This window comes from Micromonospora lacuserhaii, assembly GCF_036902735.1.
GTDB lineage: Bacteria > Actinomycetota > Actinomycetes > Mycobacteriales > Micromonosporaceae > Micromonospora.
Genome location: NZ_JBAKHO010000005.1, coordinates 157,113 through 181,134, shown reverse-complemented (window position 1 = coordinate 181,134; position 24,022 = coordinate 157,113). Strand labels below are relative to the sequence as shown.

Below are 24,022 nucleotides of genomic sequence, written 5' to 3'. Positions count from 1 at the left end.
TCCCCGCTCGGCCGGCGAACCGGCCGATCAGGTCACCTGGTGTCTGTTCCCGCTCGCGGTCCTCCACAATCGCCCCGGTGTCCGCTTTCGCCGATCGGCGTCAGCGCAGCGCGCCGGCGAGCTGCCGCAGCTCGTTCTCCCGGGCGTCGCCGACCACGATCACGGTGCGGTTCGGTTCGAGCAGCACCAGGGCCTGTTCGTTGCCCCGGCCGGTGTAGCGCTGCCAGTTGCCCCCGGGCAGTTCGGCCGGGCCCTGCGGCTGCCCCTGGGCGGTCAGCTCGGCGGGGATGAGCTTCTCCGGCGGCACGTTGCTCTGCACGAGCTGGGCGGCGCGTCCCTCGGGCGTGAGGTAGCCGATCCGCAGGTTGGCCCCGCCCTCGACGGTGCGGTAGCTGGCGCTGACCGTCCGCCAGCCGGAGCCCAGCCCGGTCGGCTCGCTGATCGGGAAGGCGCTGGCCGAGCGGGCCTGCTCGTAGGCGGGGGCGGCGTCGACCGTGGTCGGCTCCTCGCCACCGAGGAAGCCCCGGTAGAAGGCGACCAGCAGGGCGATCGGGACGAGCAGCACCAGCAGCGACAGCGCCATGTCCCGGGGGGACCGCTCGGAGCGGGCCTTCTCCCGGCGGCCGGGGGCCGGCCGGGCGGCCGGCGGCACGTCCGTCCGCTCGTCGGCGGCGGGCTCGACCAGCGCCGGTTCGCTGTCGGCCGGGCCGGCCGGCGACTCGACCAGCGCCGTCTCCGGCTCGTCGGCGGAGGTCGGGCCGGCCGCGGGCGTCCCCGCCGCGGCGGGGGACCCGGCGCCCGCGCGGGTGGGGCCGGTCGGGGTCACCGGCGGCTGGCCGTCGGGCGGGGTCTGGTCGGCGGGTACGCGGTCGGCAGGCTGGGCGGCTTCCACCGCCCCATTCTCGCAGCCGCGTCAGTGACCGATCCCGCCCACCACCGCCCCGAGCCCACGGCGGACCTGTCATCGTGTGAGGATCAGCGACAAAGCCGGCAGTGGCGAGTGCAGTGCCTGCCGGTCCACCCCGCAACGTCGCGAGGAGGAAGCCGTCATGACGAACACCAGGACGCGGATCCCCCAGGATCTCGACCGCAACCTTGCCCTCGACCTGGTCCGGGTCACCGAGGCCGCGGCGATGGCCGCCGGCCGGTGGGTCGGCCGGGGCGACAAGGAGGGCGGCGACGGGGCAGCCGTCGACGCCATGCGCAAGCTGATCAACTCGATCCAGATGCGCGGCATCGTGGTGATCGGCGAGGGCGAGAAGGACAACGCCCCGATGCTCTTCAACGGCGAGGAGGTCGGTGACGGGACCGGGCCCGAGGTGGACGTGGCGGTGGACCCGGTCGACGGCACCACCCTGATGAGCAAGGGCATGCCGAATGCCCTGGCGGTGCTGGCGGTCTCCGAGCGGGGCTCGATGTTCGACCCGAGCGCCGTGTTCTACATGGAGAAGCTGGCCGTCGGCCCGATGTACGCCGACGTGGTGGACATCAACGCCGGCCCGGCGGAGAACATCCGGCGGATCGCCCGGGTCAAGGGCACCGACGTCTCCGAGGTGACCGTCTGCGTGCTGGACCGGTCCCGGCACGACGAGCTGGTCGCCCAGATCAGGCGTACCGGGGCGGGCATCCGGTTCATCTCCGACGGCGACATCGCCGGTTCCATCGCGGCGGCGCGCGGCGAGTCCGACGTCGACGTGCTGATGGGTATCGGTGGCACGCCGGAGGGGATCATCTCGGCCTGCGCCTTGAAGTGCATGGGCGGGGCGATGCAGGCGAAGCTGTGGCCGCGCGACCCCGAGGAGCGGGAGAAGGCGCTGGCCGCCGGGCACGACCTGGACCGGGTGCTGCTCACCGACGACCTGGTGACCGGGGACAACTGCTTCTTCGTGGCCACCGGCGTGACCTCCGGCGACCTGTTGCGCGGGGTGCGGTACAAGGCGGGCGGGGCGTACACCCAGTCGATCGTGATGCGCTCCAAGAGCGGCACGATCCGGGTGATCGACTCGTACCACCGGTTGGAGAAGCTCGCCCTCTACTCGGCCGTCGACTTCGACGGCCGACCGCTGGCCGAGCAGGAGTGAGCGCGACCGGGACGGCGGCGCCGCCCACCGTCCCGGCATCCCGGCGGATCGCCGCTGTCGGGCTGGCGACCGCGTCGGGGCTCGCCGTGGCCGTGCAGTCCCGGATCAACGGCGAGCTGGGGGTACGCCTGGCCGACGGGATCGCCGCCGCGGTGGTCTCGTTCGGGCTGGGCCTGCTGGTACTGCTGGTGCTGGTCCCGGCCACCCCGGGTGGGCGGCGGGGGCTGAGCGCGCTGCGGGCGGCGCTGCGGGACGGCTCGCTGCGTCCCTGGCAGTGCCTGGGCGGGGTGTGCGGCGCGTTCCTGGTCGCCACCCAGGGGCTCACCATCGGCACCCTCGGGGTGGCGGTCTTCACCGTGGCGGTGGTGGCCGGCCAGTCGGGCAGCAGCCTGGCGGTGGACCGGGCCGGGATCGGCCCGGCCGGACGGCAGCCGGTGACCGCCGCGCGGCTGGTCGGCGCGGTGCTCACCGTGCTGGCCGTGCTGCTCGCGGTGGGCGACCGGCTCGGCGACCCGGCCACCCTGGCGTTGGCGGCGCTGCCGCTGCTGGCCGGGGTGGGCATCGCCTGGCAGCAGGCGGTGAACGGCAGGATCCGGGCGGCCTCGGGGAGCGCGCTGGCCGCCACGCTGGTCAACTTCACCGTCGGCACGCTGGCGCTGCTGGCCACCTTCGCCGTGGAGGTGGCCGTCCGCGGTCGCCCGACCGGCGCCTTCCCGGCCGAGCCCTGGCTCTACCTGGGCGGCCCGATCGGCATCGTGTTCATCGCGATCGCGGCGGCCATCGTCCGCTTCACGGGCGTGCTGCTGCTCGGGCTGGCCACCATCGCGGGGCAGATCGTCGGCGCCGTACTCCTGGATGTGGCGCTGCCGACGGCGGCCTCGCACCCGGGGCCGGCGACCCTGGCCGGCGCGACGTTGACGCTGGTCGCGGTGCTGGTCGCCGCGCTGGGGCCGGCGCCGAGGCGCTGACGCCGGCCGGTGCGGGCGTCACCCGCGCAGCGCCTCGACGGTCTCGGCGAGGGCGCGGTCCAGTGGGGTGGGCGCGACGCCGAGGGTGGCGGTGGCCGCGGTCGAGTCCATCACGAACGGCCGGTGGAACTGGTGGGCGGTCTCCCGCAGCTCCTTCGCGATCGGGTTGACCAGGCCGCCGAGCCAGAGCACCGGGTAGGGCATCCGGGTCAGCTTCGGGGCGGGCGCGCCGGCCAGGTTCGCCGCCCGGGTGGCCAGCTCCCGCATGGACACGGCGGGCGAGCTGGGCACGTGCCAGGCGCGTCCCCAGGCCCGCGGGTCGGTGGCGGCCGCGACGAGGGTACGGGCGACGTCGTCGATGTACGTCCAGGTGTGCGGGGCGTCCCAGTCGACCGGGAGGAAGACCCGCTGCCCGGCGAGCACCTTGGGCAGCACCATCATCGGCAGCGAGGTGCCGTTGGCGCCGAGGTAGTCGGAGCCGCGGACCTCGGTGACCCGGGCCCGGCCGGCCCGGTGGGCGGCGAGCGCCTCGGTCCACATCCGGTTGCGGACCTGCCCCTTGACCCCGGTGGCGGCGAGCGGGGTCGCCTCGGTCATCGGGGCGTCGACCGGGCCGTAGCCGTAGAGGTTGCCGACGGTGGCGAGCACCGCGCCGCTGCGTTCGGCGGCGGTGAGCAGCGCCGCGGCCAGCGGGGGCCACTCGGTCGGCCAGCGGTGGTAGGCGGGGTTGGCGCAGTTGTGGAGGGCGACCGCGTCCTCGGTGAGCGCGGTGAGCCGGTCGGCGTCGGCGGCGTCGGCGGCGATCCGCTCGACGGCCGGGTGGGCGAGGCCGGTGCCGCGCCTGGTGACGACCCGGACCCGGTCGCCCCGCTCGACGAGGAGCCGCGTGGTGGCGGTGCCGATCGGACCGGAGCCGACGATGACGTGCAGCGACATGGGACTGCCCTTCGAGCAGAGATACGAAAAGAGAGCGGTGCTCTCTGTTGACGCCACCCAGCATGACCCGCCGTCCGACTCGCGTCAAGAGCAGTGCTCTCTATTTTGATTGCTGCTCCGGCCCGTGGCAGAGTGGGGCCATGCCCGCTTCCTCGATCCGCGCCCGGGTCCGCGCCGAGATGATCGACGAGATCAAGGCGGTGGCCCGGCGTCATCTGGCCACCGACGGCGCCAACCTGTCGCTGCGCGCCGTCGCCCGGGACATGGGCATGGTCTCCTCGGCGATCTACCGCTACTTCCCGAGCCGGGACGACCTGCTCACCGCGCTGATCCTGGAGGCGTACGACGGGCTCGGCGACGCGGTGGAGGCGGCCGACGCCGGCACCGACCGGGCCGACCTGCGCGGGCGCTGGCACGCGGCGTGCCGGGCGGCCCGCGACTGGGCGCTCGCCCACCCCGCCGAGTACGCGCTGCTCTACGGCAGCCCCGTCCCCGGCTACGCCGCCCCCGACGACACCGTGCTGCCCGCCCAGCGCCCGCCGCTGACCCTGGTCGGCATCCTCCGCGACGGCCTCACCGACGGCCGGCTCGCCGCCCCCGACGGTGACGAACTGCCCGAGCCGGTCCGCGCCGACCTGGCCGAGATCGCCGCCGGGCTCATCCCCGGCCTGCCCGAGTCGCTGCTCGCCCGCGGCATGGCCGGCTGGACGCAGCTCTTCGGCCTGATCAGCTTCGAACTCTTCGGCCGGCTCAACCGCGCCATTCCGCACCGCGACGAGTACTTCGACCACCAGACCGGCCTGATGGCCGACCTGATCGGGCTCCCCCGCTGACCCACCCCGCCCCGCCCCACCCCGCCCTTCTCCTCCCCTCCCGCGATCTTGCGGTTACTGCCCCGGCAAATGGAGTATTCAGTGCATATCAGGGGCCGAAACTGCAAGATCGACGAGAAGGGGGGCGGGGCGCGACGGCGGGGCGGGGGCCGGGGGGCGTGACGCGGGGTCAGGGGGCGTCGGAGGAGTGGCCGGGGAAGAGGTGCGCGGTCGGGTCGATGGCCACCGCCGCGTTGTTGACCGCGGTGGCGGCCTCGCCGAAGCCGGTGGCGATCAACCGCACCTTGCCCGGGTACTCGGTGATGTCACCGGCGGCGAAGACCCGCGGCAGGTTGGTGGCCATGGCGCTGTCCACGACGATGTGCCGGCGGTCCAGCCGCAGCCCCCACTCGGCCAGCGGGCCCAAATCGGCGGTGAAGCCGAGCGCCGCGACCACCGTGTCGACCGGCAGCGTCTCGGCCGCCCCGCCACGCACGGTGATCTCGGCCGCGATGACCGTCCCGTCGCCGTGCAGCCGGGTCACCTCGGCGTTGACGATCACCCGTACCGGCAGGTCCAGCACCCGGGCGACCGTGCCGGCGTGCGCGCGGAACCGTTCACGGCGGTGCACCACGGTCACCGAGCGGGCCAGCGGTTGCAGGGTCAACGCCCAGTCGAAGGCCGAATCGCCCCCGCCGACGATCAGCACGTCCCGGTCGGCCAGCGCCGCCGGCTCCGGTACGAAGTAGACGATCCCGCCGCCGAGGAAGCTCTCCGCGACCGGCAGCGGGCGCGGGGTGAAGCTGCCCAGCCCGCCGGTGACCAGCACCGCGCCGCAGCGCAGCTGCTCGCCGCCGGCCAGGCCGAGCACCGGTTTCCCGTCGGTGTACGACAGCTTCTCGGCCCGGACGCCGAGCAGGTACTCCGGGGCGTACGGGGCGGCCTGGGCGACCAGGTTGGCCACCAGGTCGCGCCCCTTCACCGCGGGGAAGCCGGCCACGTCGAGGATCAACTTCTCCGGGTACATCGCGGTGATCTGGCCGCCCGGCTCGGGCAGCGCGTCGATCACCGCCACCGAGAGCCCGCGGAACCCGGCGTAGTACGCGGCGAACAGCCCCGCGGGGCCGGCCCCGATCACGGCGACATCGACCTCGCGCATGGGCGTACCGTCGCTTTCCGCTGGCGGATCAACGCGTGCTGATGCCGACGGTAGGCGCGAGGTGGGGCGCGGGCAAGCATGTCCCAGCTCCGCGGGCTGCCGGCGGGTCGCCGCCGGTCAGGGCAGGGTCAGCGACGACTCGGTGTGGTACGGCCCGCCCGGCTGGGGTCGGCGCCGGCGGAACAGGATCGCCGCGACGACCCCGCCGAGCAGCCCGAACAGGTGCCCCTGCCAGGAGATCCGCTCGTCGGTGGGCAGGATGCCCAGCAGCTGCCAGCCGTAGAGCAGGCCAACCAGCAGCACCACCGCGAAGTTCCACCAGCTGCGTTCGACGATGCCCCGGGTGAGCAGCATGCCGAGGTAGCCGAAGATGACGCCGCTGGCCCCGACCACCACCGAGTTGGGCGACCCGGTGAACCAGACGCCGAGCCCGCTGACCAGCACGATGATCAGGGTGGACCAGAGGAAGCGGCGGGTGCCGGCGGCGAGCACGAAGGTGCCGAGCAGGATCAGCGGGATGCTGTTGCTGTAGAGGTGGTCGAAGCCGTGGTGCAGGAACGGCGAGAAGAAGACCCCGTCGAGCCCCTGGATCCGGTGCGGGATGATGCCGGCCGAGACGTCCAGGCCGAAGTTGAGGCCCTGGTCGAGCGCCTCGATCAGGAAGAGGAAGGGCACCACGGCGCACATGGCGACGAAGGCGCGGCCGAGCGCGGCGTAGAACGCCTCGGTGCCGAAGCGGTTCGGGTCGCCGTCGCCGGTCGGGTGCGGGGTCACCTGAACAGAGCTATCAGCAATCCCGGCCGACCGCCAGCCGGGCGGCCCACCGACCAGCGGTACGACGACGGCGGGGGTGCGGTCGCCCACACCCCCGCCGTCGCGGTGTCGATCAGTACCAGCCGACGTCCTGGCTGTGCGCCCAGGCGCCGCAGGGGTTGTCGTACCGGCCCTCGATGTAGCCGAGACCCCACTTGATCTGGGTGGCCGGGTTGGTCTTCCAGTCGTCGGCGACCGAGCCCATCTTGCTGCCCGGCAGCGCCTGCGGGATGCCGTACGCGCCGGACGAGGAGTTGTAGGCCCTATGGTTCCAGCCGCTCTCCTTGGTCCAGAGCTTGTCCAGGCACGGCATCTGGTCGATCGCGAAGCCCTCCTGGAGCAGCAGCGCGCAGCCGATCCCGCGGTTGCCGCTGTATTCGCTGCAGGACGCGGGGATCGGGCCGGCGAACGGCTTGGTCTCCGCCTCCTTGGCGGCCGCGGCCTCCTTCGCCGCAGCCTCACGGGCCTTCTTCCGGGACGCCGCGGCGGCCTCGGCCTCCTTGGCCCGCTCGGCGGCCTCCTTGGCCGCAGCAGCCGCGCGCAGCTTCGCCTGGTACTCGGCGGCCCGCTGCTTCGCGGACTGCACCCGGTGGTCGGCCTGCCGCTCGTGCTGGTAGTCGTACTCGGCCTGGTCGACCTCGAGGCCGACCTGCGCGGTCAGGCCCTGTTGCTGGGTTTCGCGGTCTTCGCCCAGATAGAAGCCGCCGGCAACGCCCACGGAGAGCAGTGCGACAGCGGCCGTACGGGCGCCGAACCGGCTCCACAGCCGACTCACGAAGTGGTCCCTTCGTCGGGGGCAAGGACGCGGCCCGGGGCCGGCCCTCACCGGGCGCGGTCGTGCCGCGAGCGCCCCGACCGGAGCCGGTCGCACCGGCGCTCCGACGGTCGCGGCGGGCCCGTCCGGGGGTGGGACGAACGATGCTCAACGATCTTGTCGGGGCGTGGGCGCTCGTTGGACACCATCGCGCACAGTGAGGCCATTGGGAAACCAAGGGCCCCATTTGTGACCTGCGCCACAAAGTGAATGTGGACGGAAAGGGGCGATCCGGCGCCCGGGAGGCGTCAGGTCGGGATGTCCTCCAACAGATCCGTCACCATCGCCGCGATCGGGGACCGCTCCGAACGGGTCAGCGTGACGTGCGCGAAGAGCGGATGCCCCTTCAGCGTTTCGATCACCGCCGCGACGCCGTCGTGCCGGCCGACCCGGAGGTTGTCGCGCTGGGCGACGTCGTGGGTGAGTACCACCCGCGAGCCCTGACCGATCCGGGACAGCACGGTGAGCAGCACACCCCGCTCCAGCGACTGCGCCTCGTCGACGATGACGAACGCGTCGTGCAGGCTCCGCCCCCGGATGTGGGTCAGCGGCAGGACCTCCAGGATGCCCCGGGAGGTCACCTCCTCCATCACGTTCTCGTGCACCACCGCGCCGAGGGTGTCGAAGACGGCCTGCGCCCAGGGCGACATCTTCTCCGACTCGGAGCCGGGCAGGTAGCCGAGTTCCTGACCGCCGACCGCGTAGAGCGGGCGGAAGACGATGACCTTCTTGTGCCGGCGGCGCTCCATCACCGCCTCCAGCCCGGCGCAGAGCGCCAGGGCCGACTTGCCGGTGCCGGCCCGGCCACCGAGGGACACGATGCCCACCGAGTCGTCCAGCAGCAGATCGAGCGCGACCCGCTGCTCGGCCGAGCGGCCGTGCAGGCCGAACGCCTCCCGGTCACCGCGGACCAGCCGGACGGTCTTGTCGGGCTGCACCCGGCCCAGCGCGGAGCCGCGCGCCGAGTGCAGCACCAGGCCGGTGTGGCAGGGCAGACCCGCCGCCTCGCCCACGTCGAGCGTCTCACCCGCGTAGAGCCGGCCGATCTCCTCCTCGCCGAGCTCCAGCTCGGACATGCCCGTCCAGGTGGGATCGCTGGCCTGGTCGTGCCGGTACTCGTCGGCGCGCAGGCCGACCGAGGCGGCCTTGACCCGCAGCGGCATGTCCTTGCTGACCAGGGTCACCTCCCGGCCCTCGGCGGCCAGGTTCAACGCCACCGACAGGATCCGCGCGTCGTTCGACTCGTTGCGGAAACCCGGCGGCAGCACGCCGCCGTCCGAGTGGTTCAGCTCGACCCGCAGGGTGCCGCCCTGGTCGTTGGCGGGCACCGGGTGGTCCAGCCGCCCGTGCTTGACCCGCAGGTCGTCCAGCATCCGCAGGGACTGCCGGGCGAACCAGCCGAGCTCCGGGTGGTGCCGCTTGCCCTCCAGTTCCGAGATGACCACGAGGGGCAGGACCACCTCGTGCTCGGCGAAGCGGTGGAAGGCCGCCGGGTCGGAGAGCAGCACCGAGGTGTCCAGGACGAAGGCCTGGCCGGCTGGTCGAGGCTCCTCGGCACCGGCCGGAGCGGCGGCCGTGGTACGGCGGCTCCGGGTGGCGCGGCGGGTCGTGGCGGTCGCGGCCGGGGTCTGGTCGGCACCGGCGCTCGTACGGCGAGTGGTCACAGGCCTGCTCCGACGGATGGGCACCCGCCACCCGCGTTCCGCCTCCTCCGGTGCCCGGGGACACGGGGTCGGATGCGGAACCCCGTGCGCGAGGTCGCAGATCCGGGCGGGCCGGCTGGCCCGGGAGAACCCCGTGCCATGCCTAGACGCTAGCGGCGGCACGCCCCCTCGGCTAGAGGGCGACATGGATCTCCCTCGACCGGGCGGGCACGCCGGCGCGGCGGACCGGCCGGGATGCATGCCCCCTGCGCGCATCCCGGCCGGCGGGACCACGGTCACCGGTCTGACGTGGTCCCGACGGTGCGTGTCCGCCGCGGACGACGCACCGGGTCGGTGCCGGCGGCCCGGGCCGTCAGCCCTGCCGCCGGACCAAGGTCCCCGCCGGCTGCCGGCTACCCACCGGGACGACCGCGGTGAACGAGGAGCCGGTGTACGTGGTGCCCTGCCGCACGGCGGTGCTGGTGACCACGGCGCCGCCGCGCGGGCCGGTGGCCGGGGCGCCGCCCAGGGGGACGACCGGGGTGGCCGTCGCCGACGGGGCGCCGACCGGCACCGGCCGGGCGGAGGCGATCGCCGCCTGGGCGTCCCGACGACGCCGGTTCCACGCTCCCCGGTCACCGTCGAAGTAGCCCTGGCGGTAGCCGAAGCGGTAGCCGATCCGGTAGCTGAGCTGACCGTGCAACCGGCCGGCCGCGTAGCTGGTCGCGCCGAGGACGAGGACGAGGAAGACGGCGAGGAAGGGGCTCATCCGGCGGCCCCGGTGCGCCGCGACCGACGGGTCACCGTTCGTCTCCCTCGGCGGCGGTCGGGTCCGCCACCAGGAGCCGCTCGAGGTCGTCGGTGCTGACCTCCTCGACCAGCTCGACGCTGATCCGGCAGCCGTCGAGGACCACCTCGGCGACCGAGGACCGCCGGATCTCACCGCCGGCGTCGTAGACCCGGACGCTCACCTCGGGGCAGCCGAGATGGGTACGCCAGGCGTCCCACTCGTCGCGGTCCCCGACGCTCAGTGACAGGTATCGGCAACCCCGGGCGAGGTAGAGGCGCCAGGGCGCGCTCAGACCCGCGGCCACCCCCTCCGCGACCAGGCCGAAGGCCTGGGCACGGGTCGCGAGTTCGGTCACCACACCTCCTTCGCGGGAAGGGCGTGACGCATGTGAGCACTGATCGTCTCATGCACGTGACACACCGTAGATTGTCCCATGAGCGTGACAGTATCAGCTTTTCGTCCGGTTACCGCCGCACCTAAGTCCATCTATTCTGCCCAGGTGACACCCCTCGGAAAGGCCTCCGGATCGTTTACCGGCGATCCGGAGAGAGCGTCCCGCTTACGTGACAAACGGGTGCCCGGCCGTCCCGCGCCGGCCCTCGCGCCGTACCGTCACGAGGTGACCGAGACCGCCCCCGCACGGAAGATCGCATTCGCCACCTTCGTCCGCCGCGCCCTGGACGACGCGCGCGCCATGCGGGCCTGGACCGGCACCGAGGTCTCCCGCCGTACCGGCGTCTCCCGACAGACCATCAACCGCTGGGTACGCGGGGACTGGGCCAGCGACCCCGAGGCCGAGCGGGTGGTCGCCTTCTGCGAGGGGCTGGGCCTCAACCCGGCAGCCGCCTTCGCCGCGCTGGGCTGGGACCGGGCCGCCGCGCCCCGCGGCCCGGCGACCCCGCCGCCGATGGACCCGGACGTCGAGGCCCTGCTGCGCCGGCTGGTGGACCCGGCGGTATCCGACGCGGAGAAGTTCCACATTCGAGAAACCATTCGCTACCTCGCATACCGCCCGACTCTCCCGGTCGATGTCCGAAAGCGAGAGGAACGGGCCGGGTAGTTCCTCAAATGGCGAAAGAACGGCTGGTCAGACACCTTCGTTTCGCTCCGGGGCCGGAACGGGCACGCTAGCGTCCGTATTCGTACTGCTTGGGCTCGTCATCGGCGGGGGGACGGGACAAGGCCGGACCCAGCCCTGCGGGACAGAAGGAGGCGTCTGTCCGTGACCCTTAAATGGTGGGCAGTCGTGGTCGCGGCGGTGTCGATGACATCGTGCGTGACCGCCAATGTGGTGATCGGCGCGGTCGAGGGCGAGCAGCTTCCCCTGGTCGTCAACCTCTTCGCACTCACCACCGCCGGCACCGCGGTCGTCCTGGCCGTCGTCGCCGAGCTGCACGAGAGACTCGACAACCGGGTCGCCGCGCTCAGCGAATTCCTGGTGGACCGGCTCAAGGAGATCGAGACCCACACCGGGGACCGGAACACCGGCTTCGTGGAGGGTTACCTGCTCAGCCACGGCCAGGACGCGGCCGTGGTGCCGTTCGGACGACGTAGTCGGGGAGCCGCCGAACGCTGACCGTACCCTGCCGGAGCGCCCGGCCCGACGGTGTTAAAAGGCGTCACCTCGCGGCCACGAATGAGCCGTCACCGCCGGGGTACGCTGTCGCGCGTGCCGCCGTTGAATCTGGGCAACCAGCAGCCGAAGACCCCGTTGGACGCCGACCACGCCTGGCGGGCCACCGCCGTGCGGGCGGCCGCCACCGTGCTCTTCTTCGACTTCGACGGCACCCTCGCGCCCGTCGACGACGACCCGACCGCGGTGCAGCCGGCACCGAAGGTGCTCTCCGCGCTGGAGGCCCTCGCCCCGGTGGTGCAGCGGGTGGCGATCGTCTCCGCCCGCCCGGTCGACTTCCTCCGGGACCACCTCGGCGGCCTCGCCGGCATCGACCTCTACGGGCTGTACGGCCTGGAGCACAGCCACTCCGGCGGCGAGACGGTCACCGAGCCGGCCGCGCTGCCCTGGGTGCCGACCATGTCCGAGCTGGCCGACCTGGCCCGGGCCGAGCTGCCCACCGGCACGCTGGTGGAGTTCAAGCGGCTGAGCGTCGCGCTGCACTGGCGTACCGCGCCGCACCTCGGCGCGCAGATCGAGGCGTGGGGCCGGGCGCAGGCCGAGCGGCTGGGGCTGAAGGTGCAGGCCGGCCGGATGGTGCTGGAGCTCAAACCCCCGGTCGACCGGGACAAGGGCCTCGTCATCGGCGAGGTGGTCCGGGACGCCGGCGGCGCCTGGTACTTCGGCGACGACGTCTCCGACATCAAGGCCTTCGCCGCGCTGCGCGCCCGGGCCGCCGCCGACCCGGACTTCCTCGGTGTCTGCGTCGCGGTGGCCAACCCCGAGACCGGTCACGAGGTGGCCGACGCGGCCGACCTCACCCTGGACTCCCCCGCCGCGTTGGGCGACTTCCTCACCGCCGCCCTGCCCCACCTGACCTGACAACCGCCCGAGGTTCGGGTCAGCTGCCGAAGCGGCGTTGCCGGGTGGCGTAGGAGCGCAGGGCGCGGAGGAAGTCGACGCGACGGAAGTCGGGCCAGTTGAGCTCGCAGAAGTAGAACTCCGAGTGCGCCGACTGCCAGAGCATGAAGCCGGAGAGGCGCTGCTCCCCGCTGGTCCGGATGATCAGATCCGGGTCCGGCAGGCCCCGGGTGTAGAGGTGCTCGGAGATGTGCTCGACGTCCAGCGCGCCGGCCAGCTCCTCGATGGTGCCGCCCTTCGCCGCGTGCTCCAGCAGCAGCGACCGGACGGCGTCGGCGATCTCGCGCCGGCCGCCGTACCCGACGGCGATGTTGACCTGGGCGCCGCCGGTACGGGTGCGGGTGCGCTCCTCGGCCGCCTTGAGGGCCTGCGCGTGCTGCGCGGGCAGCACGTCGAGCGCGCCGACCATCCGCAGCCGCCAGGGGTTGCCCTCCTCGGCCAGCTCGGTGGTGAGGTCCTCGATGATCTGCAGCAGCGGGTCGAGTTCCTCGGCCGGCCGGGAGAGGTTGTCGGTGGAGAGCAGCCAGAGCGTGACGTGGCCGACGCCGGCCGCGTCGCACCAGCGCAGCAGCTCCTTGATCCGCTCGGCGCCCATCCGGTGCCCGTCGTTGGGGTCGACGAAGCCCATCTCCCGCGCCCACCTGCGGTTGCCGTCGCACATCACACCGACGTGCTGGGGCACCGGGCGGCCCGCGAGCTTGGCCGTCAGCCGGCGCTCGTAGACGGAGTAGATAAGTTTCCGCAGAGTCATCACCTTGCAGGGTAGCGACCCACCGGACGGATCATCGCCTCGGTGGCCGATCCGATGCCGAGAGACCGATGCCGATCATCGCGAGGGTGCGCGCGTCGAGCCGGCCGTCGCCCAGCCCCAGCTCGACCACGGTGGCGTAGACCCGGTCGTCCCGGCGGGCCGCCCGCACCGCCGCGTCCACCACCCACCGCCGGCGGGCCAGCCAGGCCGTGACCGAGCTGTGCCGCAGGTGGGTGCCGAGCCGCCGGCGCATCGCGGCGGCGTACCGGACGGCGGCCCGTTCCGGCGTCGCCGCGGCGGCCGCCCCGGCCAGCGCCCCGGAGAGCAGCGCGTAGAAGATCCCCTCGCCGGTGAACGGGTTGATCAGCGAGAGCGCGTCGCCGGCCAGCACCACCCGGCCCCGGCCGGGCGGGGGCCGGTGCGTGGAGAGCGGCAGGTGGTGGGCGCGCAGCCCGGTGACCGAGGCCGGGTCGGTCCCCGGCAGCAGCACGGCGAGCCGGTCGAGCAGGTGCGCCCGACTCAGCGGCTCGCCCCGCAGCACCTCCCCGTACCCGACGTTCGCCCGGCCGTCACCGATCGGAAACGACCAGGCGTACGCCGGCCAGCGCGGCTTCGACGTGACGATGAGCTGCTCGGGCGGGCCGGGGCGGGCCGGGGCGTACCCCCGGATGGCCAGCGCGAGGTGCCGGTCCGGGTTGACCGGCCGGCCGAGCGCCCGGCGGACCACCGACCCGGCGCCGTCCGCCCCGACCACCGCCCGGCCGGACAGCTCCCCGTCGAGCACCACCCGGTCGTCGCGCAGCTCCACCCGGCGGACGGTGTGTCGGCGCAGCTGCGCGCCGGCCGCGACCGCCGCCGCCACCAGCCGCGCGTCGAAGACCTTCCGGGGCACGGTGTACGCCGGCCGGGGCAGCGCCCGGGCCACCGCCCCGCCGTCCGGGCCGATCAGGCGCAGCGCGGGCAGCGGCGGGTACCCGGCCACCGCGCCGGTGACGCCCAGCTCGGCGAGGACGTCCAGCGCGTGCGCGGCGATGCCGTCCCCGCACGCCTTGTCCCGGGGGAAGTCGGCGCGGTCCAGCAGCAGCACCCGGGCACCGGCCCGGCGGGCGGCCAGCGCGGCGGCGGACCCGGCCGGCCCCGCCCCGACCACGATCAGGTCGAACTCCTCACCCACGCCGACCCCCTCCCTCCCACCCCCCACCCCCACCCCACCCATCCTGCCCGCCCCCACCCACCCATCACCCCGTTGATCAAGGAGTTTGTGCCTGGATCAGGCCCGTTCCGGTGCCCAAACTCCTTGATCAACGGCGGAGAGAGCGGGGGTGGGAGGGAGGGGGGAGGGGGGAGGTGGGGATCAGGGTGGGGTGGATTCGGTTTGGGTGGCGCGTCGGAGGCCGTAGAGGGCGAGCAGGGCTGCGGCCACGAGGGGGGCGCCGTCGCGGACGAGGCCGTCGACGCCGAGCAGCCACCAGCAGAGCGGCAGGTCGACGGCGAGCACGGCGAGGGTGATGCCGACCAGCAGCCGGCGGGCCCAGCGCCGGCCGCGCATGAGGAAGGCGGTGCAGAAGAGCACCGCGTAGCTGGCCACGATGCCGGCCAGGAACCAGAACAGCACCGCCGGCACCGCGGCGAGCCGACCGTCGAGGACGGCGCCCCCGGCGATCAGCGCGGGCACCAGCATCAGCGGGCTGTACGTGAACGCGGCGACCCGGCTGGTCAGCAGCCAGCCGGTGACCGGGGGCCGCTTCGGGGCGACCTCCCGCCAGGTGATCGTCCCGCCCTCGACGACCAGGCCCTTGCGGTGCCGGACCAGGTGCCCGCCGACCGCGTCCGAGCGGTAGAGCAGCGCGACCACGCTGACGCAGAGGGCGGTGAGCAGCGCGAAGCCGAGCAGACCGGGCAGCGGCGGCACGCCCTGCCGGGGCACCACCAGCCGGCCGACGGCGAAGACGGTGGTGACCGCGAGGATCAACCCGAACGGCCTCGCCACCGTACGACCGCGGTTGACGTGCCCGATGAGCACCAGGAAGCCGAGCGAGCGCAGCATCGCCCAGCCGGTGCGTACCGCCAGGCCGAAGCCCTGCTCCGGGGCGTACCACCAGTTGAGCAGCTCGACCACGACGGTGGCCGCCGCGGTCACGGCGAGCAGGGTGGTCAGCGCCCGGACGGCGGACGGCCGCCGGACCTCGGTCTCGGCGGCCGTCCTCATGGGATCCGTTGTTGCCCTGCGCGGGCGTCCGTCACACCTGCTTCTGCGGCTGCTCCGCGTCGAGGCGGGCCCGCAGCGCGTCCAGCTCGGCCCAGAGCACGCCGGGCAGCTTGTCGCCGAACTTCTCGAACCACTCGGTGACCAGCGGGAGCTCCTTGCGCCACTCCTCCGGGTCGACCTTGAGCGCGATCCGGACGTCCTCCGGGGTCATGTCCAGGCCCTCGACGTCCAGCGCGTCCTGCGCCGGCACCATGCCGATCGGGGTCTCGATGGCGTCGCCCCGACCCTCGATGCGCTCGATGACCCACTTGAGCACCCGGGAGTTCTCGCCGAAGCCCGGCCAGAGGAAGCTGCCCTCGGCGTCCTTGCGGAACCAGTTGACGTAGTAGATCTTGGGCAGCTTGGCCTCGTCGCCGTCGACGCCCTTGCCCATCTCGATCCAGTGCCGGAAGTAGTCGCCGGCGTGGTAGCCGATGAACGGCAGCATGGCCATCGGGTCGCGGCGGACCACACCGACCGCGCCGGACGCGGCGGCGGTGGTCTCCGAGGAGAGCGTCGCGCCCATGTAGACGCCGTGCACCCAGTCGCGGGCCTCGGTGACCAGCGGGATGGTGTCCCGCCGACGGCCGCCGAAGAGGATCGCGTCGATCGGCACGCCGTTCGGGTCGTAGTAGTCGTCGGCGAGGATCGGGCACTGGGTGATCGGGGTGCAGAACCGGCTGTTCGCGTGGGAGGAGAGCTCGCCGCTCTCCGGCGTCCAGTCGTTGCCCTTCCAGTCGATCAGGTGCGCCGGCGGCTCGCCCATGCCCTCCCACCAGATGTCGCCGTCGTCGGTGAGGGCCACGTTGGTGAAGACGGAGTTGCCGCGGTCCAGCGTCCGCATGGCGTTGGCGTTGGTCTTCCAGTCGGTGCCGGGCGCGACGCCGAAGAGGCCGTACTCCGGGTTCACCGCGTAGAGGCGGCCGTCCTCCCCGAAGCGCATCCAGGCGATGTCGTCGCCGATGGTCTCGACCTTCCAGCCCGGGATGGTCGGCTCCAGCATGGCGAGGTTGGTCTTGCCGCAGGCGGACGGGAACGCACCGGCGACGTGGTAGACCTTGCCCTCCGGCGAGGTGATCTTGAGGATCAGCATGTGCTCGGCGAGCCAGCCCTCGTCGCGCCCCATCACGCTGGCGATCCGCAGCGAGTAGCACTTCTTGCCGAGCAGCGAGTTACCGCCGTAGCCGGAGCCGAAGGACCAGATCTCCCGGCTCTCCGGGAAGTGCGAGATGTACTTGGTCTCGTTGCACGGCCAGGCCACGTCCTGCTGGCCGGGGGCGAGCGGGGCGCCGATCGAGTGCAGCGCGTGCACGAAGTCGGCGTCGTCGCCCATCGCCTCGAGGACCTTGGCGCCCATCCGGGTCATGATGCGCATCGAGGCGACCACGTACGGGCTGTCGGTGATCTCGACGCCGAACATGGGGTTCTCGGCCTCGACCGGGCCCATGCAGAAGGGGATGACGTACATGGTGCGTCCGCGCATGCTGCCGCGGTACAGCTCGGTCATCGTCCGCTTCATCTCGGCCGGCGCCATCCAGTTGTTGGTGGGGCCGGCGTCCGCCTCGTCGACGGAGCAGATGAAGGTGCGCTCCTCGACCCGGGCGACGTCCGTCGGGTCGGTGCGCGCGTAGAACGAGTTGGGCTTCTTCTCCGGGTTCAGCCGGACCAGCGTGCCGTTCTCCACCAGCTCGTCGGTGAGGCGCCGCCACTCCTCATCGGACCCGTCCACCCAGACCACCCGGTCAGGGGTGGTCAGTTCCGCGACTTCTCTGACCCAGGCGAGCAGCTTGGGGTGGGACGTCGGGGCCTGATCGATACCCCGCACAGTAGCCGGAGCAACCATGTCACATCTCCTTGTGGTCGACGCTGACCGATCTATGGGATGCACGAGTTTTGGCGGGCGCGGGCCGCGTCGCCTTCGTGGAAACCTTGGGATTGGGCTCAGCGTAAACCGGGCCGAGCCGCGAGTCAGTGGGACTGGTTGTGAAGAACTGCACAAGGTACGGCCCGGCTGCGGCATCACGAGCTGATACCCGCTTTCGCGCGCAGTTTCACGCAAATCCTTCGAGGAACTGTCGCGGAGCGGTAGATCGGAGGATGCGGAACAGCGGAACCGGACGTCGGGTATCGGGTGCCCTGATTCCGTCGGCGCAGCCGCGAACCATCCACGAAGGGTTACGATCTGCTCACCACCGGGAGCCTCCCGACACCCGGGTCGGCCCGCCGCGAGCGCGGCGCGCCCACGACCTCCGGGCCGCTGGGTCGTTGCTCCCCTTCCGGCGTGCCCTCAACCGGTACTCTCGGCGGGTGGCCGCGACGATGACCGGGGACCAACCGAGTTCCCCGCCGACCCGCCCGGGTCTGGTCCGCGCACTGCTGGACCGTTTCGGTCACCTCATCCGCGAGCTGAGCAAGTTCGCCACGGTGGGTGGCATCGCCTTCCTCATCGACTTCGCGCTCTTCAACTACCTGACGACGGTCCGGGGGATCGAGCAGGTGACCGCGAAGACGATCTCCACCGTCATCGCGGCGAGCGTCGCCTTCCTCGGCAACCGGTTCTGGACGTGGCGGCACCGCCAGCGCTCCAACCCGGCCCGCGAGTACGCGCTCTTCTTCTTCTTCAACGCGGTGGGCCTGGGCATCGCGGTGGCCTGCCTGGCGATCAGCCGGTACGGCCTGGGCAGCATCTGGCCGGCGGTGTTCCAGACCCCGCTGGCCGACAACATCGCCAGCTTCATCATCGGCACAGGGCTGGGGACGCTGTTCCGATTCTGGTCGTACCGACGGTTCGTCTTCGTGGATACGGGAACCCCCGGTGTTCCGGAGGCGGCCCCCGACCGGGCGTCCGGGGCGTGACCTGCCGCCCATCCAGTCCCGCCGGCCCCGGCCGGCCCGTCTACTGCCCTAAGGTGTTCCGCATGCGTCTTGTCCGTCTGCTGCCCGAGCGCTGGCAGAAGTTCATCCACGAGGCGCTCAAATTCGGCATCGTCGGGGGCATCAACACCGCGATCAATTACGCGGTGTTCAATGCGCTCGCACTCACGGTCTTTGTCGACGGTCAACTGAAGGCGACGGTCATCGCCACCACCGTGGCGACGATCACGTCGTATCTGATGAATCGGCACTGGACGTACCGTGATCGACCGAAATCAGCCTTGCGGCGCGAATACGCCCTCTTTTTCCTCTTCAACGGGGCCGGCCTGCTGATCGAACTCGGCGTCCTGGCCGCCGCCAAGTACGGCCTGGGCGTGAACGGCCTGCTGGCGTTGAACGTCGCGAAGACCGGCGGCGTCGTGCTCGGCACGCTGTTCCGGTTCTGGTCGTACCGCACCTTCGTCTTCCAGCCGGTCCCGCAGCACGCCGAGGAGAACTGGCACACCATTCAGCGGGACGAGTGGGACACCATGGCCGAGATGGACCCGGTGGCCGAGCTGGCCGAGTCGGTCAGCGAGCTGGAAGAGGCTCAGGAGCATGCGGGCCAGCGCGACGGCGCCACCGCCGGGCAGGCCTTCACGCAGCCCAGGAGCCGTCCGGCCCCGCTGGACGCGGGCCTCGGCGGCACCATCGGCGCGGACCTGGACGCGGAGCTGGCCGCCGAGCTGCACGCCGGCACGCGCCGTCCCCGCAGCTGACCCAGCCGGGGCCCGTCCCCAACGCACGACGCCGACGTGGCGGTGTCCGAACCTCTCGGACACCGCCACGTCGTGGGTTACGGGGTGGATCAGCTGGTGGAGTCGCGCAGCGGCTTGCCGTCGCGCATGTCCGCGAGGATCTCGCGCATCTCGCCGTCGCCCAGGGTGTGCTTGTCGTGCTGCGCCTCGACCAGCTCGTAGAGGGTGGTCTGCACCCGGTCGACCCGCGGGACGTCGCGCAGCACCGACTGGCCGCGCTCGCCGGCCGACTCGATGGTGAGGGTGCCGCAGCCGAGCAGCCGCTCCAGGAAGCGCTGGCTCATCGAGTGGTCGTTGATCCGGGCCAGCGGCAGGTCCCGGCGGTGCCGGGAGAAGACGCCCTCCTGGAGCAGCACCCGCTCGTTGGTGAACAGGTAGTGGGTGGTGCGCCAGACCAGGAACGGCCACAGCGCCAGCCAGAGCGCCAGCACCAGGGCCAGGCCGGCGATCACGTACAGCGCGATCGTGGCGCCGTTGCCCTCCGGCAGGAGGAGCCAGCCCGCCACCACGGCGGCGACGCCGAGGAGCACCACCAGGATCGGCCGCAGCAGCGCCTTCCAGTGCGGGTGCAGGTGCAGGACGACGTGCTCGTCCTCGGTGAGCACGTCTTCGGGGAACGCCACGGGAACCTCCATCGCCAGAACCGGACGCGCTGACCGTAACCGGTACCGGCGACCGGACGGATCAGCCGCGCGGCTTCCATCGCCCCCGGCGCCCGAACCGCCCGCCGCGCCGGAGATCAGCGCAGGTGCAGCACGTCCCCGGCGGCCACCCGCCGCTCCCCGGCGGACGTGTCGACCACCAGCCGGCCGTCGGCGTCCACCCCGGTGGCCAGGCCGGTCAGCTCCGCACCGTCGGGCAGCAGCACCCGGACCGGCCGGCCGATCGTGTCGCAGGAGTCCAGGTACGCCTCGCGCAGCCCGCAGGCCTGCGCGTCCCCGCTCGCGACGCGCCAGCGGTCGTACCAGTCGGCGAGCGAGCGGAGCAGGGCCCGCAGCAGCGGGTCCCGGTCGGTGGCGGTGGCGCCCGCCAGTTGCAGCGAGGTGGCCGGCAGCCCGGTCGGGTTCTCCGGCAGCTCGTCGGCGTGCAACGTGACGTTGAGGCCGACGCCGAGCACGATCGCGGGCGGCTGCGCCGGTGAGGTGCCCGGCACCGCCTCGGCGAGGATGCCGGCGCACTTGGCCTCGCCGACCAGCAGGTCGTTGGGCCACTTCAGGCCGGCCTCCACCTCGGCCAGCCGGGTCACCACCTCGACCAGCGCGACGCCGGCGAGCAGCGGCAGCCAGCCGTACCCGGTGGCGGGGGCCGGCGGCCAGCCGCGCGCGGCGTCGGCCTCGCCCGGCCGGAGCAGGACGCTCGTCGCGATGCCCGCGCGGGCCGGCGACTGCCAGACCCGGCCGCGCCGGCCCCGGCCGGCGGTCTGCCGCTCGGCGACCACCACCAGGCCCTCCGGCTCGCCGGCGCGGGCGGCCGCCACCGCGTCGGCGTTGGTCGAGCCGGTCTCGACCCGCAGGTCCAGCCGGCGCCACGGGCCCAGCGGCGCGGTCAACGCGCGGCCCAGCCGCGCCGCCGACAGCGGCGGGCGGTCCAGATCGGTGTACGGCGAGCCCGGCATCCCGACAGCCTACGGGCGGCACTGAGGCGTACTGCACAGCGGCGGAGTCCTGAACCATCGTTATATTCCCTGGGTGACTACCGAGACCGGGATCAACATCCACAGCACTGCGGGCAAGCTGGCGGACCTGGAGCGACGGGTCGACGGGGCGGTGCACGCCGGGTCGGCGCGCGCGGTCGAGAAGCAGCACGCGAGGGGCAAGAAGACCGCACGCGAGCGGATCGAGCTGCTGCTCGACGAGGGCTCCTTCGTCGAACTGGACGAGCTGGCCCGCCACCGGTCGACGGCCTTCGGGCTGGAGAAGAACCGGCCGTACGGCGACGGCGTGGTGACCGGCTACGGCACCGTGGACGGCCGGCAGATCTGCGTCTTCGCCCAGGACTTCACGGTCTTCGGCGGCTCCCTCGGCGAGGTCTTCGGCGAGAAGATCGTCAAGGTGATGGACCTGGCCATGAAGATCGGCTGCCCGGTCGTCGGGATCAACGACTCCGGCGGCGCCCGCATCCAGGAGGGCGTCGCCTCCCTCGGCCTCTACGGCGAGATCTTCTTCCGCAACGTCCGGGCCAGCGGCGTCATCCCGCAGATCTCCCTGATCATGGGCCCGTGCGCGGGCGGCGCGGTCTACTCCCCGGCGGTCACCGACTTCACCGTGATGGTCGACCAGACCTCACACATGTTCATCACCGGCCCGGACGTCATCAAGACGGTCACCGGCGAGGACGTGGAGATGGAGGAGCTGGGCGGCGCCCGCACCCACAACTCGCGCAGCGGCAACGCGCACTACCTCGCCACCGACGAGTCCGACGCGATCGACTACGTCAAGGCGCTGCTGTCGTACCTGCCGTCGAACAACCTCGACGAGCCGGTCGTCTACGAGGCCCCCGCCGACCTCGACATCTCCGAGGAGGATCGGGAGCTGGACACGCTGATCCCCGACTCGGCCAACCAGCCGTACGACATGCACCGGGTGATCGAGCACGTCCTCGACGACGGCGAGTTCCTGGAGGTCCAGCCGCTCTACGCGCAGAACCTGCTGATCGGCTACGGCCGGGTCGAGGGACGCCCGGTCGGCGTGGTCGCCAACCAGCCGATGCACTTCGCCGGCACGCTCGACATCGCCGCCTCGGAGAAGGCCGCCCGTTTCGTGCGGACCTGCGACGCCTTCAACATCCCGGTGCTGACCTTCGTGGACGTGCCCGGCTTCCTGCCCGGTACCGGCCAGGAGTGGGACGGCATCATCCGTCGCGGCGCGAAGCTCATCTACGCGTACGCCGAGGCCACCGTCCCGAAGGTCACCGTGATCACCCGCAAGGCCTACGGCGGCGCGTACGACGTGATGGGCTCCAAGCACCTCGGCGCGGACCTGAACTTCGCCTGGCCGACCGCGCAGATCGCGGTGATGGGCGCGCAGGGCGCGGTGAACATCCTCTACCGCTCGGAGCTGGCGAACGCCGAGGACCCGGCCGCCGTCCGGGCCGAGAAGATCGCCGAGTACGAGGACACCCTGGCCAACCCGTACATCGCCGCCGAGCGCGGGTACGTCGACAGCGTCATCCCGCCGCACGAGACCCGGACCCAGATCGTCCGGGCGCTGCGGGTGCTGCGCACCAAGCGGGAGACCCTGCCGCCGAAGAAGCACGGCAACATCCCGCTCTGAGCGGGCTCTCCGAGATCCGCGCGACTTCGGGGAAGGTGGCCCTCCCGTTGTTGGGAGGCGGCACTTTCCCGAAGTCGCGCGGATCTTCGCGTTCGTTAGCGGTCAGCAGGTCGGGTTGGCGGCGGTGCACATCCGGCGGGCGGCAGCCGTGGCCAGGCCACGCAGTTGGGCATCCGTGCCACCACGGGCGGGGGTGATGACCGTGACCAGGTCACCGGAGCGCACGACGACCGTGCTGATCGGTTTCGGTGCCTCGTTCCGCGCGGCTGCCGGGACCTTGAGCGGCGTCGACATGGTGTGTCGCAGCAGCACCGCCTGATCGCCGGCGAAGTCCCGCGACACCACCGTCCAGCGGTGGGTCACCGTGACCCGCGAGTCGCGCCCGCCCCCCTCGATCGGCCCGCTGCTCTGCCATTCGCGGCAGGAGGCCAGGAACCGGTCGAGGTCGTCGAAGAGCCAACGGGCCGCCTCCGGTCGGATGCGGTAGAGATCCTGACGCAGTAGCGGCTCGCCCGGCGGGTCGCCCGCCCGTCGCTTGGGTAGGACGGTCTGGGAGCGCGAGTACCGGGAAACCTGCCACTCCGCCGGGATCCCCTGGTCCGCCAGGCACACCATCAGCATGTCGTCGACGCGGGCCGGTTCAGCGACGCCGGCGGTGGTGAGCGGCGGGTCGGCCGGCGCGGGCAGGTCGGCGGCGGACACCAGCGCGTCCAGCGGGATCTCCGCGCGAAGGAGGGCGGCGGAGGGGGACGAGGACGCCACCGGCGGCGGCTCCTCGGGTCGCCAGGCCGTCATCGCGACCGAGGCCGACACCACCACCAGGACGGCCGCCGCGGCAGACGCCGCAGTACGCCGACTGCGCCGGCGAGCCCGGGCACGCAGCTCGCTCGGTTCCGGCCAGCGGACCCCGCCCAGGTCCCGGTGCACCCGGTCGACGAAGCTCAGATCCTCGCTCATCGGGCCTCCTCCAGGTCAGCGGCGGCGAGCAGTCCGGCGAGCGCGGCGCGCCCCCGGGAGAGCCGGGCCTTGACCGTGCCGACGGGGGCCTCGGTCTGCCGGGCGACCTCGGCGACGGGCATGCCGAGCAGGTAGTACAGGGCGAGCGCGACGCGCTGTTCCTCGGGCAGCCGGCGCAGGGCGGCGACCACCTCGACGGTGTCGGTGCCGGGGCCGGGCACGCTCTCCTGCGCCCCGTGCCGCAGGTAGGCCCGGGCGCGGCTGCGCAGGTGGCGCCACCGGCTGACCGCGATCCGACTGGCCACCACGCGTACCCACGCCTCCGGGTCGTCGTACCCGCCCACCGTCGACCAGCGCTGCCACGCCCGGATGTACGCCTCCTGCACCGCGTCCTGGGCTTCGGCCAGGTCGCCGGTCAGCACGTAGACGTAGCCGAGCAGTCGTTGCCGGCTGCCCCGGTAGAACTCGTCGAACCCGTCGACGTCCGGCACCTGTGACCTCCCCGTGGTCGATCGCAGGTGACACGCCTGGCGGGTGCGGTTCGGTTGCCCGGTCAGCCGATCATTCTGGCCGG

The 24,022-nt window shown here is 72.6% G+C and carries 25 protein-coding genes; 9 read left to right on the top strand and 16 right to left on the bottom strand.

The window, feature by feature from the left end; translation table 11 throughout:
* Nucleotides 1-100: 100 nt before the first annotated feature.
* A complete protein-coding gene (locus V6U81_RS05595; protein ID WP_334485128.1) occupies nucleotides 101-892 on the bottom strand; it encodes a DUF4245 domain-containing protein in 792 nt (263 codons plus the stop codon).
* A gap of 157 nt (nucleotides 893-1,049) precedes the next feature.
* On the opposite strand from V6U81_RS05595, the gene glpX reads away from it, so the two are divergent.
* Nucleotides 1,050-2,081, top strand: a complete 1,032-nt coding sequence (gene glpX / locus V6U81_RS05590; RefSeq protein WP_334485126.1) for a class II fructose-bisphosphatase — start codon at nucleotides 1,050-1,052, stop codon at nucleotides 2,079-2,081.
* A complete protein-coding gene (locus tag V6U81_RS05585; protein WP_334485124.1) occupies nucleotides 2,078-3,049 on the top strand; it encodes a DMT family transporter in 972 nt (323 codons plus the stop codon). The genes glpX and V6U81_RS05585 overlap by 4 nt, the downstream gene beginning before the upstream one ends.
* A gap of 18 nt (nucleotides 3,050-3,067) precedes the next feature.
* On the opposite strand, the gene V6U81_RS05580 is transcribed toward V6U81_RS05585, so the two are convergent.
* Nucleotides 3,068-3,985 carry an NAD-dependent epimerase/dehydratase family protein gene (locus V6U81_RS05580; protein WP_334485122.1) on the bottom strand — a complete coding sequence of 306 codons (918 nt, stop codon included), beginning with the start codon at nucleotides 3,983-3,985 and terminating at the stop codon, nucleotides 3,068-3,070.
* 140 nt (nucleotides 3,986-4,125) lie between these two features.
* Between V6U81_RS05580 and V6U81_RS05575 the strand changes: the two genes are divergently transcribed.
* Nucleotides 4,126-4,818, top strand: coding sequence for a TetR/AcrR family transcriptional regulator (locus tag V6U81_RS05575; protein ID WP_334485120.1), 693 nt, complete (start codon nucleotides 4,126-4,128; stop codon nucleotides 4,816-4,818).
* 169 nt (nucleotides 4,819-4,987) lie between these two features.
* On the opposite strand, the gene V6U81_RS05570 is transcribed toward V6U81_RS05575, so the two are convergent.
* The 6 genes from V6U81_RS05570 to V6U81_RS05545 form a co-directional block, all read right to left on the bottom strand.
* The gene (locus V6U81_RS05570; RefSeq protein ID WP_334485118.1) at nucleotides 4,988-5,956 is read right to left on the bottom strand and encodes an NAD(P)/FAD-dependent oxidoreductase; all 969 of its coding nucleotides are present in this window, start codon (nucleotides 5,954-5,956) and stop codon (nucleotides 4,988-4,990) included.
* Between the two features lie 117 nt (nucleotides 5,957-6,073).
* Nucleotides 6,074-6,730, bottom strand: a complete 657-nt coding sequence (locus tag V6U81_RS05565; protein WP_334485117.1) for a rhomboid family intramembrane serine protease — start codon at nucleotides 6,728-6,730, stop codon at nucleotides 6,074-6,076.
* Between the two features lie 112 nt (nucleotides 6,731-6,842).
* Nucleotides 6,843-7,544 carry an aggregation-promoting factor C-terminal-like domain-containing protein gene (locus V6U81_RS05560; RefSeq protein WP_334485116.1) on the bottom strand — a complete coding sequence of 234 codons (702 nt, stop codon included), beginning with the start codon at nucleotides 7,542-7,544 and terminating at the stop codon, nucleotides 6,843-6,845.
* Between the two features lie 287 nt (nucleotides 7,545-7,831).
* Entirely contained in the window at nucleotides 7,832-9,247 is a 1,416-nt protein-coding gene (locus tag V6U81_RS05555; RefSeq protein WP_334485115.1) for a PhoH family protein, read from the bottom strand.
* A gap of 352 nt (nucleotides 9,248-9,599) precedes the next feature.
* Entirely contained in the window at nucleotides 9,600-9,995 is a 396-nt protein-coding gene (locus V6U81_RS05550; RefSeq protein WP_334485114.1) for a hypothetical protein, read from the bottom strand.
* A 31-nt stretch (nucleotides 9,996-10,026) separates the two neighbouring features.
* Nucleotides 10,027-10,371: a hypothetical protein gene (locus V6U81_RS05545; protein ID WP_334485113.1), complete on the bottom strand. Its 345-nt coding sequence runs from the start codon at nucleotides 10,369-10,371 to the stop codon at nucleotides 10,027-10,029.
* A gap of 264 nt (nucleotides 10,372-10,635) precedes the next feature.
* On the opposite strand from V6U81_RS05545, the gene V6U81_RS05540 reads away from it, so the two are divergent.
* The 3 genes from V6U81_RS05540 (at nucleotide 10,636) to otsB (ending at nucleotide 12,510) form a co-directional block, all read left to right on the top strand.
* Nucleotides 10,636-11,076 carry an XRE family transcriptional regulator gene (locus V6U81_RS05540; RefSeq protein ID WP_334485111.1) on the top strand — a complete coding sequence of 147 codons (441 nt, stop codon included), beginning with the start codon at nucleotides 10,636-10,638 and terminating at the stop codon, nucleotides 11,074-11,076.
* Nucleotides 11,077-11,238: 162 nt separating this feature from the next.
* Nucleotides 11,239-11,592, top strand: a complete 354-nt coding sequence (locus V6U81_RS05535; protein WP_334485109.1) for a hypothetical protein — start codon at nucleotides 11,239-11,241, stop codon at nucleotides 11,590-11,592.
* A 93-nt stretch (nucleotides 11,593-11,685) separates the two neighbouring features.
* Nucleotides 11,686-12,510, top strand: coding sequence for a trehalose-phosphatase (otsB, locus tag V6U81_RS05530; protein ID WP_334485108.1), 825 nt, complete (start codon nucleotides 11,686-11,688; stop codon nucleotides 12,508-12,510).
* A 19-nt stretch (nucleotides 12,511-12,529) separates the two neighbouring features.
* On the opposite strand, the gene V6U81_RS05525 is transcribed toward otsB, so the two are convergent.
* From V6U81_RS05525 to V6U81_RS05510, 4 genes are all read right to left on the bottom strand, one after another.
* Nucleotides 12,530-13,300 (bottom strand): isoprenyl transferase, encoded by a 771-nt coding sequence (locus tag V6U81_RS05525; RefSeq protein ID WP_334485106.1) that lies wholly within the window; start codon nucleotides 13,298-13,300, stop codon nucleotides 12,530-12,532.
* Between the two features lie 31 nt (nucleotides 13,301-13,331).
* Entirely contained in the window at nucleotides 13,332-14,516 is a 1,185-nt protein-coding gene (locus tag V6U81_RS05520; protein ID WP_420883978.1) for a geranylgeranyl reductase family protein, read from the bottom strand.
* A gap of 138 nt (nucleotides 14,517-14,654) precedes the next feature.
* Nucleotides 14,655-15,509, bottom strand: coding sequence for a hypothetical protein (locus V6U81_RS05515; RefSeq protein ID WP_334485102.1), 855 nt, complete (start codon nucleotides 15,507-15,509; stop codon nucleotides 14,655-14,657).
* Between the two features lie 31 nt (nucleotides 15,510-15,540).
* Nucleotides 15,541-17,391 (bottom strand): phosphoenolpyruvate carboxykinase (GTP), encoded by a 1,851-nt coding sequence (locus V6U81_RS05510; protein ID WP_334485100.1) that lies wholly within the window; start codon nucleotides 17,389-17,391, stop codon nucleotides 15,541-15,543.
* A 140-nt stretch (nucleotides 17,392-17,531) separates the two neighbouring features.
* Here V6U81_RS05510 and V6U81_RS05505 point away from each other — a divergent pair, with 140 nt between their 5' ends.
* Together V6U81_RS05505 and V6U81_RS05500 are read left to right on the top strand one after the other, a co-directional pair.
* On the top strand, nucleotides 17,532-18,404 hold the full coding sequence (locus V6U81_RS05505; RefSeq protein ID WP_420883977.1) for a GtrA family protein: 873 nt from the start codon (nucleotides 17,532-17,534) through the stop codon (nucleotides 18,402-18,404).
* A gap of 62 nt (nucleotides 18,405-18,466) precedes the next feature.
* Nucleotides 18,467-19,180, top strand: a complete 714-nt coding sequence (locus tag V6U81_RS05500; protein WP_334485095.1) for a GtrA family protein — start codon at nucleotides 18,467-18,469, stop codon at nucleotides 19,178-19,180.
* An 89-nt stretch (nucleotides 19,181-19,269) separates the two neighbouring features.
* On the opposite strand, the gene V6U81_RS05495 is transcribed toward V6U81_RS05500, so the two are convergent.
* Entirely contained in the window at nucleotides 19,270-19,842 is a 573-nt protein-coding gene (locus tag V6U81_RS05495; protein WP_334485093.1) for a PH domain-containing protein, read from the bottom strand.
* Between the two features lie 116 nt (nucleotides 19,843-19,958).
* Nucleotides 19,959-20,834: a biotin--[acetyl-CoA-carboxylase] ligase gene (locus V6U81_RS05490; RefSeq protein WP_334485091.1), complete on the bottom strand. Its 876-nt coding sequence runs from the start codon at nucleotides 20,832-20,834 to the stop codon at nucleotides 19,959-19,961.
* Nucleotides 20,835-20,907: 73 nt separating this feature from the next.
* On the opposite strand from V6U81_RS05490, the gene V6U81_RS05485 reads away from it, so the two are divergent.
* A complete protein-coding gene (locus tag V6U81_RS05485) occupies nucleotides 20,908-22,491 on the top strand; it encodes an acyl-CoA carboxylase subunit beta (protein ID WP_334485089.1) in 1,584 nt (527 codons plus the stop codon).
* Between the two features lie 102 nt (nucleotides 22,492-22,593).
* Here the strand turns inward: V6U81_RS05485 and V6U81_RS05480 are convergent, their stop codons facing one another.
* Nucleotides 22,594-23,448 carry a hypothetical protein gene (locus V6U81_RS05480; RefSeq protein WP_334485087.1) on the bottom strand — a complete coding sequence of 285 codons (855 nt, stop codon included), beginning with the start codon at nucleotides 23,446-23,448 and terminating at the stop codon, nucleotides 22,594-22,596.
* Nucleotides 23,445-23,939, bottom strand: a complete 495-nt coding sequence (locus tag V6U81_RS05475; protein ID WP_334485085.1) for a SigE family RNA polymerase sigma factor — start codon at nucleotides 23,937-23,939, stop codon at nucleotides 23,445-23,447. Before V6U81_RS05475 ends, V6U81_RS05480 begins: the two co-directional genes overlap by 4 nt.
* Nucleotides 23,940-24,022 lie beyond the last annotated feature (83 nt).